13 protein-coding genes and 1 pseudogene are annotated in these 12,564 nt (G+C 74.1%); 10 read left to right on the top strand and 4 right to left on the bottom strand.

All coding sequences use genetic code 11. The features are described from left to right. Positions 1-2 precede the first annotated feature (2 nt). From ACZ6BG_RS12460 to ACZ6BG_RS12450, 3 genes are all read left to right on the top strand, one after another. Entirely contained in the window at positions 3-1,235 is a 1,233-nt protein-coding gene (locus tag ACZ6BG_RS12460; RefSeq protein WP_468999841.1) for an alpha/beta fold hydrolase, read from the top strand. A 61-nt stretch (positions 1,236-1,296) separates the two neighbouring features. Further along, positions 1,297-1,809 carry a tRNA (adenosine(37)-N6)-threonylcarbamoyltransferase complex ATPase subunit type 1 TsaE gene (gene tsaE / locus ACZ6BG_RS12455; RefSeq protein ID WP_468999840.1) on the top strand — a complete coding sequence of 171 codons (513 nt, stop codon included), beginning with the start codon at positions 1,297-1,299 and terminating at the stop codon, positions 1,807-1,809. A gap of 226 nt (positions 1,810-2,035) precedes the next feature. Beyond that, on the top strand, positions 2,036-2,236 hold the full coding sequence (locus ACZ6BG_RS12450) for a hypothetical protein (RefSeq protein WP_468999839.1): 201 nt from the start codon (positions 2,036-2,038) through the stop codon (positions 2,234-2,236). 58 nt (positions 2,237-2,294) lie between these two features. Here ACZ6BG_RS12450 and ACZ6BG_RS12445 read toward each other — a convergent pair whose 3' ends face one another. Continuing rightward, positions 2,295-2,843, bottom strand: coding sequence for a hypothetical protein (locus ACZ6BG_RS12445; RefSeq protein ID WP_468999838.1), 549 nt, complete (start codon positions 2,841-2,843; stop codon positions 2,295-2,297). Between the two features lie 103 nt (positions 2,844-2,946). On the opposite strand from ACZ6BG_RS12445, the gene tsaB reads away from it, so the two are divergent. The 4 genes from tsaB to ACZ6BG_RS12425 are packed head-to-tail and all read left to right on the top strand — an operon-like array spanning position 2,947 to position 5,606. Then, positions 2,947-3,612: a tRNA (adenosine(37)-N6)-threonylcarbamoyltransferase complex dimerization subunit type 1 TsaB gene (gene tsaB, locus ACZ6BG_RS12440; protein WP_468999837.1), complete on the top strand. Its 666-nt coding sequence runs from the start codon at positions 2,947-2,949 to the stop codon at positions 3,610-3,612. A gap of 47 nt (positions 3,613-3,659) precedes the next feature. Continuing rightward, on the top strand, positions 3,660-4,250 hold the full coding sequence (gene rimI / locus ACZ6BG_RS12435) for a ribosomal protein S18-alanine N-acetyltransferase (protein ID WP_469000262.1): 591 nt from the start codon (positions 3,660-3,662) through the stop codon (positions 4,248-4,250). Next, positions 4,243-5,352, top strand: coding sequence for a tRNA (adenosine(37)-N6)-threonylcarbamoyltransferase complex transferase subunit TsaD (gene tsaD / locus ACZ6BG_RS12430; RefSeq protein WP_468999836.1), 1,110 nt, complete (start codon positions 4,243-4,245; stop codon positions 5,350-5,352). The genes rimI and tsaD overlap by 8 nt, the downstream gene beginning before the upstream one ends. Then, positions 5,349-5,606, top strand: coding sequence for a hypothetical protein (locus ACZ6BG_RS12425; protein WP_468450750.1), 258 nt, complete (start codon positions 5,349-5,351; stop codon positions 5,604-5,606). Before tsaD ends, ACZ6BG_RS12425 begins: the two co-directional genes overlap by 4 nt. On the opposite strand, the gene ACZ6BG_RS12420 is transcribed toward ACZ6BG_RS12425, so the two are convergent. Further along, positions 5,570-6,742, bottom strand: coding sequence for a hypothetical protein (locus ACZ6BG_RS12420; RefSeq protein WP_468999835.1), 1,173 nt, complete (start codon positions 6,740-6,742; stop codon positions 5,570-5,572). The two genes, ACZ6BG_RS12425 and ACZ6BG_RS12420, sit on opposite strands and share 37 nt — an antisense overlap. A gap of 68 nt (positions 6,743-6,810) precedes the next feature. Next, a complete protein-coding gene (locus tag ACZ6BG_RS12415; protein WP_468999834.1) occupies positions 6,811-7,614 on the bottom strand; it encodes a TetR/AcrR family transcriptional regulator in 804 nt (267 codons plus the stop codon). A gap of 111 nt (positions 7,615-7,725) precedes the next feature. Here ACZ6BG_RS12415 and ACZ6BG_RS12410 point away from each other — a divergent pair, with 111 nt between their 5' ends. Both ACZ6BG_RS12410 and ACZ6BG_RS12405 read left to right on the top strand, forming a co-directional pair. Further along, positions 7,726-9,285: an MFS transporter gene (locus tag ACZ6BG_RS12410; RefSeq protein ID WP_468999833.1), complete on the top strand. Its 1,560-nt coding sequence runs from the start codon at positions 7,726-7,728 to the stop codon at positions 9,283-9,285. Between the two features lie 155 nt (positions 9,286-9,440). Continuing rightward, a pseudogene (locus ACZ6BG_RS12405) lies at positions 9,441-10,034 on the top strand (sigma factor-like helix-turn-helix DNA-binding protein); the annotation flags it as partial. Here ACZ6BG_RS12405 and ACZ6BG_RS12400 read toward each other — a convergent pair. Further along, positions 10,034-11,230: a class I SAM-dependent methyltransferase gene (locus ACZ6BG_RS12400; protein WP_469000260.1), complete on the bottom strand. Its 1,197-nt coding sequence runs from the start codon at positions 11,228-11,230 to the stop codon at positions 10,034-10,036. The pseudogene ACZ6BG_RS12405 and the gene ACZ6BG_RS12400 overlap by 1 nt on opposite strands. A gap of 82 nt (positions 11,231-11,312) precedes the next feature. On the opposite strand from ACZ6BG_RS12400, the gene ACZ6BG_RS12395 reads away from it, so the two are divergent. Then, complete coding sequence (locus tag ACZ6BG_RS12395; RefSeq protein WP_468999832.1) at positions 11,313-12,275, top strand: polysaccharide deacetylase family protein; 963 nt, start codon at positions 11,313-11,315, stop codon at positions 12,273-12,275. The last annotated feature ends 289 nt before the right edge of the window (positions 12,276-12,564 follow it).

Here is a 12,564-nt window from a genome sequence, read left to right as displayed (position 1 = left end):
ACGTGGGCGAGGGCAGCACGGGGGCGGCCGCAGCGGACTTGGCGGCCGAAGTGGCCGAGGCCGCCGGTTCGGCGGGCAGCAACTGGCGGCGGGCCGGTCTCGCGGGTGCCGCCATAGGAGTCATCGCCGCGGGCGCCGCGGCCGGCGTCGCCATCGAGCGCATGACGGTCGGGCGCGGCATGCGCAAGAAGGCCCGCCTCGCCCTCGACGCCTCCGGGCCCTACGGCTCGCTCCGCGGCATGCCCGGCAAGGCCTACGCCGACGACGGCACGGAGCTCGCGTACGAGGTCGACGAGGTGGGGGACGGAAGCGGTGAGGGGGGTGGCGACGCGGCGCAGGTGCCCCGGCGGCTGCGGCTCTTCGGACGCAAGGCACCCGATCCCGTCACCGTCGTCTTCAGCCACGGCTACTGCCTCAGCCAGGACTCCTGGCACTTCCAGCGCGCCGCGCTGCGCGGTGTGGTGCGCTGCGTCTACTGGGACCAGCGCAGCCACGGCCGCTCCGGCCGCGGCATGGCCCAGATCCACGACGGCAAGCCCGTCTCCATCGACCAGCTCGGCCGGGACCTGAAGGCCGTGATCGACGCGGCCGCGCCCGCCGGACCGCTGGTGCTCGTCGGCCACTCCATGGGCGGCATGACGACGATGGCCCTCGCCGACCAGTTCCCGGAGCTGATCCGTGACCGCGTCGTCGGCGTCGTCCTCATCGGCACCTCCTCCGGCAAGCTCGGCGAGGTCAGCTTCGGGCTGCCCGTCGCGGGCATGAACGCCATCCGGCGCGTCCTGCCCGGCGTCCTGAAGGCCCTCGGTTCGCAGGCCGACCTGGTGGAGAAGGGGCGCCGCGCCACCGCCGACCTGTTCGCGGGCATCATCAAGCGCTACTCCTTCGCCTCCAGGGACGTCGACCCCGCCATCGCCCGGTTCGCGGAGCGGCTCATCGAGTCCACACCGATCGACGTGGTCGCGGAGTTCTACCCGGCGTTCGCCGAGCACGACAAGGCCGAGGCCCTCACCCACTTCGCGGGGCTGCCCGTGCTCGTCCTCGCGGGTGACAAGGACCTGGTCACCCCGAGCGAGCACAGCGAGGCCATCGCGGACCTGCTGCCGGAAGCCGAACTCGTGCTCGTCCCCGACGCCGGGCACCTGGTGATGCTCGAACACCCCGATGCGGTCACCGACCGCATCGCCGATCTGCTGGTCAGGGCCAAGGAACAGGCGCGCAGCGCGGCCATGTGAGGCGCCGGGCGCGGTGTCGGCGGGACCGGAGCGGGCGCGCCGAGCGGCTAACGTTTCCGTCATGGAAGCACCGCACAGCCCGGCCCCCGCCACCGCTCTCGAGCTCACCGTGAACTCGCCCGGGCAGATGGGCGAGTTGGGCCGCCGCCTGGCCAAGATCCTGCGCCCCGGAGACCTCGTCATGCTCACCGGTGAGCTGGGCGCGGGCAAGACGACGCTGACCCGCGGGCTCGGGGAGGGCCTGGGCGTGCGCGGCGCCGTCACCTCCCCGACGTTCGTCATCGCCCGCGTCCACCCGTCCCTCGGCGAAGGGCCGCCGCTGGTCCACGTGGACGCGTACCGCCTGGGCGGCGGGCTCGACGAGATGGAGGACCTGGACCTCGACGTGTCCCTGCCGGACTCCGTGATCGTCGTCGAGTGGGGCGACGGCAAGGTCGAGGACCTCTCGGAGGACCGGCTGCACGTCCTCATCCACCGGGCCGTCGGGGACACCACCGACGAGGTGCGCGAGGTGACGCTGCGCGGGATCGGCGACCGGTGGGCCGGGGCCGATCTGACGGTTCTCTCGGCCTGAGGGCTGTTCGCCCACGGCTGTTTGCGGAGTCGCGGGCGCGTGGGCGTCCGCGGCTGCGGGTCTCGGGGGTGTCGGCGCGGTGACGCGTTCTCGTCGGTTCGCCCGAACTTTCCGACAAGCCGTCGGCAAGATGTTGCGCGCCGAGCGTCGTACGTGGTCACATGGATACCAGGTACGGGTTAGGTCTACCTAACCACGTCTGCCCCCGAAGCCCCAGGAGGCGTCCATGCCGGCTTCAGAACGTGATGCGCGGCCCCGGCCGCACGGGCCCTCGGCGCGGCCGGTGCCCTCCCACGCGTACTCGATGAGCGACCTGCTGGCGTCCTGCGCCGCCGCGAGCGCCGTCTCCACGCCGCCCGCGCCCCCGGAAGCCCCGGCGCGCCCGGCGCCCGTGCACACGGACGAGCGACGCCGCGACGCCGCGTGAGCGGGCGCCGCGGCGCGGGGAGTGCGGGGAGCGGGGGAAGCCGTCCGGTGGGTCGGCGCTAGCGGACCACGACGACCTTCGTCTCGTACAGGGCGAAGTCCCACATCACATTGCCGTCCTCGCGCGAGGAGCGGATGCCGCCGGTCTTCTTCGCCGGGTCCGGCTTCTGGGTCGAGCCGCTGAGCGCCGCGCTGAACCCGATCGCTATGCCGTCGACGCTCGTGAACCGCACCACGTGCTCGATCTGCACGCCGTCGGACCCTATGACCTGCCCCGTCCGCGAGCCGACGGTGTACGACCCCGGCGCGGGGTCCACGGTGCTCGGCGTGACCTTGTACGTGCGCTTCACCTTGCCGGACTCACCGACCAGCCACACCCGGTCCCCTTCGAGGGAGTACACGACGCGCCTGCCCGCGCCGGATCCGGCGGGCAGCTTCAGCGGGTCGGCCTTGTCCTTGGGGGAGCGCGAGGGGGCCGTGGGGGACTTGTCCGGGCGGGCGTTGAGGTCGTCCGGGGCGTTCGCGGAGGCCTGGTAGGCGAGGAAGCCGACCACGGCGAGCGCCGCCGCGGTGAGCCCGGCCACGAATCCCGAGCTGCTCCTTGACACCTGGCCCACCTCTCCTACGTACGGCTATGGGGTGACGGTAGCAGCAGGCGCGGCCCGTGCCGGGGCGGCCGTGCGCCGGGCGTCGGAGCCGTAGGCTGTTCGCGTGCTCTTGCTCGCTCTGGATACCGCCACCCCCGCCGTCACCGTCGCCCTGCACGACGGCACGGCCTCCTTCGGAACAGTCGCCGAATCGAGCCAGGTCGACGCCCGCCGCCACGGCGAGCTGCTGCTGCCCGCCGTGGACCGGGTCCTCGCCGAGGCGGGCCTGGGGCTCGACGCGGTCACGGACGTCGTCGTCGGCGTCGGCCCCGGCCCCTACACGGGCCTGCGCGTCGGCCTGATGACCGCCGACACCTTCGGCCTCGCGCTCGGCGTCCCGGTGCACGGGGTGTGCACCCTCGACGGGCTCGCGTACGCGGCGGGCGTCGAGGACGGGCCGTTCGTCGTCGCGACGGACGCCCGCCGGAAAGAGGTCTACTGGGCGCGCTACGAGGACGCCCGTACGAGGGTCGGCGGCCCCGCCGTGGACCGGCCCGCGGACATCGCGGAGCAGGTCGCCGGGCTCCCGGCGGTCGGCGCGGGCGCCGCCCTCTACCCGGACACGTTCGCGGACGTGCGCGCCCCCGAGCACGTGTCGGCCGCGGCGCTCGCCGCCCTCGCGGCGGAGCGGCTCGCCGCGGGCGAGGAACTCCTCGAACCCCGTCCGCTGTACCTGCGCCGCCCCGACGCGCAGGTCCCCAAGAACTACAAGGTGGTCACCCCCAAGTGACCACCGTGCCGCCGAAGACGCCGCCCCCCGCCGTCGTGCCGCGCGAGATGCGCTGGTGGGACATCGACGCCGTGCTCGCCCTCGAGAAGGAACTCTTCCCGGACGACGCCTGGTCGCGCGGCATGTTCTGGTCCGAGCTCGCGCACGCCCGCGGGCCCGGCTCGACCCGCCGCTACCTGGTGGCGTACGAGGGCGAACGCCTCGTCGGCTACGGCGGCCTCGCCGTCGCCGGCACCGACTCCGACGGCGGCGCCGCGGTGGCCGCCGACGTGCAGACCATCGCGGTCGCCCGCGACCACTGGGGCTCCGGCCTCGGGGCGCGGCTGCTCAGCGAACTGCTGCGGCACGCCACGGCCTTCGAGGCGACCGAGGTGATGCTGGAAGTGCGGGTGGACAACACCCGGGCGCAGAAGCTGTACCAGCGCTTCGGCTTCGAGCCGATCGGCTTCCGCCGCGGCTACTACCAGCCGGGCAACGTGGACGCGCTGGTGATGCGCCTGTCCGACCCGTCCGCCGTGCCGGACTGCTCCGCGCACGGCGCCCCCGACTCCGCGGCCGACGGCTCGACCGACGGCCCCACCGACGGCCAGGCCCCTGGCCCGCTGAACGGCGTACAAGGAACCGAGATCCATGGCTGACTCCCGTGACGAGCCCCTCGTCCTCGGCATCGAGACCTCCTGCGACGAGACGGGCGTCGGCGTCGTCCGCGGCACGACGCTGCTCGCGGACGCGGTCGCGTCCAGCGTCGACGAGCACGCCCGCTTCGGCGGTGTCGTGCCCGAGGTGGCGTCCCGCGCCCACCTGGAGGCGATGGTCCCCACCATCCAGCGCGCCCTGAAGGACGCGGGGGTGAGCGCGAAGGACCTGGACGGCATCGCCGTCACGGCGGGGCCCGGCCTCGCGGGCGCGCTGCTCGTCGGGGTCTCGGCGGCGAAGGCGTACGCGTACGCCCTCGGCAAGCCGCTGTACGGCGTGAACCACCTGGCGTCGCACATCTGCGTGGACCAACTGGAGCACGGGGCGCTGCCGGAGCCGACGATGGCGCTGCTCGTGTCCGGCGGCCACTCCTCGCTGCTCCTGTCGACCGACATCACCTCCGACGTGCGGCCGCTCGGCGCGACGATCGACGACGCGGCGGGCGAGGCCTTCGACAAGATCGCCCGCGTCCTGAACCTCGGCTTCCCCGGCGGTCCTGTCATCGACCGCTACGCCCGTGAGGGCGACCCGGACGCCATCGCGTTCCCGCGCGGTCTGACGGGGCCGCGCGACCCCGCGTACGACTTCTCCTTCTCCGGCCTGAAGACCTCGGTGGCGCGCTGGATCGAGGCCAAGCGGGCCGCGGGTGAGGAGGTTCCGGTACGGGACGTGGCGGCGTCGTTCCAGGAGGCCGTGGTCGACGTGCTGACCCGCAAGGCGGTGCGGGCCTGCAAGGACGAGGGCGTGGACCACCTCATGATCGGTGGCGGCGTGGCCGCGAACACCCGGCTGCGGGCGATGGCCCAGGAGCGGTGCGAGCGGGCGGGGATCCGGCTGCGGGTGCCGCGGCCGAAGCTGTGCACGGACAACGGCGCGATGGTCGCGGCCCTCGGCGCGGAGATGGTCGCCCGCAACCGTGCCGCCTCCGACCTCGGGCTCTCGGCGGACTCCTCGCTGCCGGTGACGGAGCCGCACGTGCCGGGCGCGCACGCGCACTCCCACGACCACGTGCACGAGGTCAGCAAGGACAACCTCTACTCATGAGCGTCGCGTTGATGTGGGAGGCGCGGGCGGGCGAGGGCCGGGGCCCGGAGCTCCTCGCGTGGGCGCGGGCCCAGACCCTGGCGCCCGCGCCGCTGCGCCGGGAGACCTTCCAGGCGCCGCAGGACCGCGTCCTCGTGATCACGTGGTGGGACGCGGCGTACGACGCGGACCTGCCCGAACTCGCCCAGCCCCCCGAGGAGCTGGTCTCCCGGCCGCCTCACAGGTGGCGGTTCGAGTCCCTCGGCCAGGGCTGACCTCCGTAGGCCCCCGAGCCGTCCTCCCGCGCCGCGAGCAGCGCGATCACCACCACGGCCTGGAGCGGCAGGGTCACGAACGGCGTCAGGATGGTGAGCGTGCCGACCGTCGAGTCCCAGTACAGGTCGAAGCCGTCGTCGAAGGGCGGGACCAGGGTGCGGACGTCGAAGTAGGTCGAGGCGAGCGCGAGGGCGAGCGCGGCGCCGCGGGCCGCCGGGCGCCCGGCGAGCAGCAGGGCGCCGATGAGCAGGGGCGCGACCACCAGGGCCAGGGTGTAGAAGGCCTGGGCGAGCGGGATGCCGCGGGACGCGTCGACCGCCGCCCGGAAGAAGTCGCCCGCGTCGGAGCCCGGTTCGCTGCCGATGAAGTAGACGTTGTCCCGGTTGAGCGCGTAGATCAGCCAGCTCGCCTCGATCGCGCCGCTCAGCAGTAGCGCGATGCCGGACGCCACGAAGGCCGGTCGGCGGAGGTTCGTGCCGGGCCGCGGGGAGTGGATGTCGCCGTAGGGGGCGTACGCGGGCGGGGGCGGGGCGTCCGCGTACGGGGGCTGCGGTGGGGCCGCCGGGTAGGCCGGGGGCGGCGGAGTGCCGTCCACCGAGCCGCGGGTGCGGGCGACGGCCGCCCAGATCGCGCACCCCAGGGCGATGCCCGTGAACCGGAAGGCGAGCAGGGCCTTGCCGTAGCCGATCTCGGTGATGAGGTCGCCGTACTCCTCCGAGGCCATGAGGCCGACCACTTCTCGCAGGCCCAGGCAGATCAGGAGCGCGGCGACCAGCGCGAGGCCCCCGCGCGCCACCCGGCGCCGCCCGAGCGCGAGCGCCCCGACGACGACGGCGGCCACGAGGAACGCCCAGTCGTAGTGGGTCTGCGCGATCGGCGTGAGGAACTGCCGCGGGTCGTAGAGGGCCTTGAAGGAGAAGCTGGCGTACGGGTGGTCGGCGGCCTCCTTGGCCTCGTGGCCGATCCAGATCGCCGCTGTGAGCGCGTATACGAGGACGGCCGCGCCGGTCCACTGGAGCGTCGGTGCGTCGCGCGGAGCGACACGGCCCCTTGCGCCCTGCCCGGGTATGCCCTGCCCGGGTATTCCTTGCCCTGGTATGCCCTGCCCTGCCCCACCTTGGCCCCATGCGGCCATGCGTGCCCCCCCCCGTGTGGCGTGCGTGCTGCGCAGAGCCCTGTGTAGCCGGTGGGTAACGCGGTTGTCTATGGCGTGTCCGCTCGCGGGTGCGACGGCGTCGGGCGGGTGGCCCGGCCGAGCAACCCGTCCACCACCGCGCCGAGTTGACGGGCGAAGTCGTAGGTCTCGCGCAGCTCCGCCCAGCGGGGGGCCAGGGGGGCGACGTGGGGCAGCTCGGCGGTGTCGGCGTCCGTGAGCGTGTCGGGGAAGTAGCGCTTGCGGTCGGGCTCCTCGGCGCGGCGCGCCATCGCGTTCCGGAAGGCGAGGTCGCCGTACACGCAGTGCCAGACGGTGCGATAGGCGTGCGCGGCCTCGACGGGGGAGAGCCCACAGGCCACGCCCGCGCCGATGATCTCGTCGACCATCCACATCGCGCCCTTGTCGCTGAGGTCGCCGAGGCTCAGGACCTCCACCACCCAGGGCAGCTTCAGCAGGACGCCGTGCATGTGCAGGGCGACGGCGAGCAGCCGGTCGCGGGGGTCGGCGGGCAGGTCGGGGCGGGGCAGGGTCGCGGCGGTCCCGGCCAGGGCGAGCATCAACAGCTCGTCCTTGTCGCGCACATGGTGGTACAGCGCCATGGGGGTGGCGCCGACCTCCTTGGCGACGCGCCGCATGCTGAGCGCCGCCACGCCCTCCTCCTGGAGGATGCGCCGCGCCACGTCGACGATCGCCTCCGGCTCGATCCGCCGGGGCCGCCCGACGCGCCGCTTCGGCCCGGCCGGGTTCTGTCCGGCGGTGTCGTTCTCGGCCGTGTCCTTCCGGGGCGTGTTCTTCCCGGCCGTGTTCTTCCCGTCCGGGCCGGGTTCCTCGCCATTCGCTCGCGCTGCCACGTGCTCATTGTCGCGTCCGGCCGTGCGGGGGCCGACCCCCGGGGGCCTCGGTCCGGCCAATTTCTGTACGCGTATAGCTAGTTTCTGTACGCGTATAATAATGTGCGGCGCATGACGACCTCTCCGACCGGACCGACCGGCCCGCCGCCCTCGCGCGGCCCGCTGCTGCTCCCCGTCCTCCTCGCCGTCCAGTTCCTCGTCTCCCTCGACATGTCCGTCGTGAACATCGCCCTGCCCGACATGGGCGACGACCTCGGCTTCGCGCCCGAGTCGCTGACCTGGGTCGTCAACGCGTACGCGCTCGCGTTCGGCGGGCTGCTCATGCTCGGCGGCAGACTGGCCGACCTCGTGGGGCGCAGGCGCACGCTGGTCGCCGGGTTCCTGGTGTTCGGGGCCGCGAGCCTCGTCGGCGGGCTCGCGCGGAGCCCGGGGCAGCTGATCGCGGCGCGGGCGGTGCAGGGGGCGGGCGCCGCCGCCCTCGCGCCGGTGGCGCTCGCGCTGATCACCGTCCACTTCACGGCGGGCCGGGAGCGGGCACGGGCCCTCGGGCTGTGGGGCGCGTCGGGCGCGCTCGGCGGCGCCGTCGGGATCATGGCGGGCGGACTGCTCACCGACTGGGTGGGCTGGCGATCGGTGATGCTCATCAACGTGCCGGTGGTGCTCGTGGCGCTCGCGGCGAGCCGCTCCGGCATCCCCGCCGACCGGCGCACGGGGACCGCGCCGCGCCTGGACGTGGCGGGCGCGCTCCTGGTCACGGCGGGTACGAGCCTGCTCGTCCTGGGCCTGGTCCGCACCGAGACGTACGGCTGGGGCTCGGCGGCGACCGTGGGCACGCTGGCCGCGGCGGCCGTCCTGCTGGTGGCGTTCTGCGTGGTCGAGCGCCGCGGCGAACGGCACGCGCGGGGCCCGCTGCTCCGCCTCGGCCTGCTCACGCACCGCCCCGTGCTGTCCGCGAACGTCTTCGCGCTCCTGATGTCCTCGGGCCAGTTCGCCGCGTTCTACTTCACCTCGCTCTACCTCCAGGAGGTCATGGCGTACGGCCCCACGCGCGCCGGGGCCGCCTTCCTGCCGTTCTGCGCGGGCGTCGTCGCGGGCACGGTGATCGCGACCCGCACGGTGGGCCGGGTCGGGGAGCGGGCGCTCCTCGTGGCGGGCGGGCTGCTCGGCGCGGCCGGGTTCGCGTGGTTCGCGCTCGCGGTCGGGGCGGGCGGCACGTTCATGGGGTCGATCCTCGGTCCCTCGCTCGTGGCCAGCGTCGGCATCGGCATGTGCTTCGTACCGCTCGGCGCGGCGGCGACGGCGGGCGTCGCGGCGGGGGAGACCGGCATGGCGTCCGGGCTGCTCAACACCTCGCGCCAGCTCGGCGGTTCGATCGGGCTCGCGGTGTTGGTGACGGTGGCGTCGAGTGCGACGGGGGCGGGGCCGGGGGCAGGTGCGGGTGCGGGGCCGGGGGCGCTCGCGGACGGGTACGCGGCGGCGTTCGGGGTGGCGGCGGGGCTGCTGGTGGCGGCGGCGCTGGCGACGGCGGTGCTGCACGGTCGGCGTGCGCGAGTGCCCTCGTCCGGGTCGCCGACACCCACGCGACCTGCGGAAACGTACACGCCCGAGAGAACTTCGAAGAATCTCGGCGAGGGTGTCGATCCGGGCGTCTCCCGTTCGACGCATCAGTGAGGGCGGGGAGATCTCCGAGCCCGACATCCCGGGGGTCGGCCCGCAGGCCTGACCGGCCCTCGTCCCGTCGTCCTGTCGCCCGGCTGCCGGGTGGTTCCTTCGCACGCTCCTTCGGGCGGTTCCTTTGCGGAGGTCTCGCGGGGGTGCTCTGACGTGTGGCCGTGGACCATGCGCCCGAGTGCCCCCGCCGCGCCGTCGAGGAAGACGTGGAGACCGTCTTCCGCACGGAGGCCCCGCGCGTCATCGCCGGTGTCGCGCGGATCGTACGAGACGTCGGCATCGCCGAGGTGCCGGCGCAGGACGCCCTCGTCGCCGCCCTGGGGCAGTGGCCGGAGTCCGGCGTGCCCGACAACCCGGGCGCCTGGCTCATGGCCGCCGCCAAGCACCGCGCCATCGACCTGGTACGCCGCCGGGAGCGCTACGCGCGCAAGCTCGCGGAGGTCGGCCGGGACCCGGAGGCCGCTCCGCCGCACCCCGACGAGATCCCGGAGCTCGTCAAGGACCCGGACGCCATCGACGACGACCTGCTGCGCCCCGTCTTCACCGCCTGCCACCCGGTGCTCTCCGCCGAGGCCCGTGTCGCCCTGACGCTCCGTCTGCTCGGCGGCCTCAGCACCGCCGAGATCGCCCGCGCGGTGCTCGCCCCCGAGGCGACCGTCGTCCAGCGCGTCGTCCGCGCGAAGCGCACCCTCGCCACCAGGAACGTGAACGTCCCCTTCGAAGTCCCCTACGGGCGCCCCCGCGAGGCCTACCCCGCCGGACGCCCCACCAGCATCGTGGGCGCGCCCCCGACCCGGGTGAGGAACACCGTGGCTGACCCAGGCCCCTGGGGCTTCACCTTGCGGCGGAGTTCCTCGGGCTCGACGGCCGACCCCCGCTTCTTGACGGTGAGGACGCCGACCCCCCGCTCCCGCAGCAATGCCTTCAACTTCTTGACGTTGAAGGGAAGTTGGTCGGTGATCTCGTAGGCGGTGGCGTAGGGCGTGGCGACGGCGGCGTCGGAGGTGACGTAGGCGATGGTCTCGTCGATGAGCCCACCGCCGACGCGGGAGGCGACCTCGGCGACGAGGTGGGCGCGGATGACGGCCCCGTCGGGTTCGTACAGGTAGCGCCCGACGGGCCGGACGTCCGGGTCGGGGAGCATCGTGGCGAGGGGGGAGGCGAGGGTGTCCCCGGCGGGCAGCAAGGTGGCCCGGTGCGAGCCGGGCACCCCGGCGCCGAACCACAGCACGGCCTCCTTCACGTCGCCCCCGTCCGAGATCCACTCGGCCTCGGCCTCGCCGGGCACGGCGTCGTGCGGGATGCCGGGGGCGATCTTGAGGGCGGCGCGGGGCGCCTTGCGGGCGGCCTCGACGGCCCAGGAGAGGGGCGGTGAGTAGGCCTCGGGGTCGAAGATCCGGCCACGCCCACCGCGCCGCGCGGGGTCGACGAACACGGCGTCGTAGGGGGAGGTGTCGATGTCGGTCACGTCCGCCTCGCGGACCTCGATGAGGTCGGCCAGGCCCAGTGCCTCCGCGTTGGCGCGGGCGACCGCACAGGTCAGCGGATCGCGGTCGACGGCGAGGACGGCGATCCCGGCGCGCGCGAGGGCGATGGCGTCGCCGCCGATGCCGCAGCAGAGGTCGGCGACGGAGCGTACGCCGAGATCCTGGAAGCGCCGCGCGCGGTACGCCGCCACGGACGTGCGCGTGGACTGCTCGACGCCGTTCGGCGTGTAGTACATGCGGGCGGCGTCCGCCGCGCCGAACTTCGCGACCGCCCGCTGCCGCAGCCGCGCCTGCGCGAGCGCGGCGGAGACCAGGTCGGCGGGGTGCTCGCGGCGCAGCCGGGTGGCCACCGCGAGCTCCTGGCTCGGTTCGACGTCGCGTACGGCGTCGAGGAGGGAGCGGCCCTCGTCGGTGCGGAGCGCGGCGAAGGAGGCAAGCGGATCGTTCACGTCGCCCATTGTGGGCCAGTCGGTGGAAGGTGCGCGTACGGCGGCGGTGTCGGCCCCGTGCAGGGCGCCTGAGCTGCGAGGATGCGGCGCCATGCGACTAGTACGACAAAACGAACAATTTGCTCAAGGGGGCAGTTGGGGCGGTGCGCGCGGTCGGCGCGGGCGCGCCCGCCTCGCCGCCCTGGCCGTCAGCGCCGCCGTCGTGACCACCGCGATCGCCTCCGGCTGTGCCGCCGACGGCGACGAGCGGGGCGGCTCCGGCGCGCACGGCCAGCAGCCGCGCCTCGGCCCGCCCGCCCAGGCGCTGCGGGACTACGCCGACGCGCTGCGCGCGAAGCAGGCCGCGCGGGCCGCGGCGGCGAAGCGCTGGGGGCTCGCGCAGGCCCCGCTGGCCGCGCCCCCCGCGCCCGCCGTCAAGCCCCGCATCACCACCCGCAAGGGCTTCGAGGTCGAGGGGCAGGCGCAGTTGCCGCCGGTGTTCACCACCGTCCCGACCAAGGACAAGGTCGTCTTCCTGACGATCGACGACGGCGCCGAGAAGGACCCGGCGTTCCTGCGGATGATGCGCGACCTGAAGATCCCGTACACCGCCTTCCTCAGCGACTACCTGGTCAAGGAGGACTACGGCTACTTCAAGCGGATGCAGCGGAACGGCGTCGTACTGAACAACCACACGCTCAACCACCGCTATCTGCCGGGTCTTTCCTACGAGGGGCAGCGGCGGGAGATCTGCGGGATGCAGGACACCATCCAGAAGCGGTACGGGAAGCGGCCCGAGTTGTTCCGGCCGCCGTACGGGAACTACAACCGCGACACCCTGCGCGCCGCCAAGTCCTGCGGCGTCAAGGCGGTGCCGCTGTGGGCCTCCGAGGGCTTCGCCCGGCACATGGAGTGGCGCGAGTGGGACAAGGATCTGCACCCGGGCGACATCATCCTCACGCACTTCCGCGGCCGTGAGGACTGGAAGGGCACGATGCCCGACATGGTCCGCACGGTGCTCAAGACGGTCACGGCCAAGGGGTACGCCGTGGCGCGGCTGGAGGACTACCTGTGAACCGGCCCGCGCGGGGCCGACCCGCGCGGGTCCGGGTGGCTCGGATCCGGGTGTCTCGGGTCCGGACGGCACGGGTCCGGATGGCGCGGGTCCGGATGGCGCGGGCCCGGATGGCTCGGGTCCGGGTGGCGGCGGTCGCGGCGGGGGTGCTCGCCCCCGTCCTGCTGCTGACCGGCTGCGCGCAGTCGGTCGACCCGATCGAGCGCCTCGGCCGGAAGGCGGCCGAGAAGATCCCGCGGAAGGTCCCGCGCAAGCTGCCGCAGGCGGAGCACCGGTGCGGGCCCGGGCC

This window comes from Streptomyces sp. NPDC041205 (assembly GCF_055591765.1).
The sequence above is the reverse complement of the archived record's forward strand: the minus strand, read 5'-3'. Positions and strand labels throughout refer to the sequence as shown.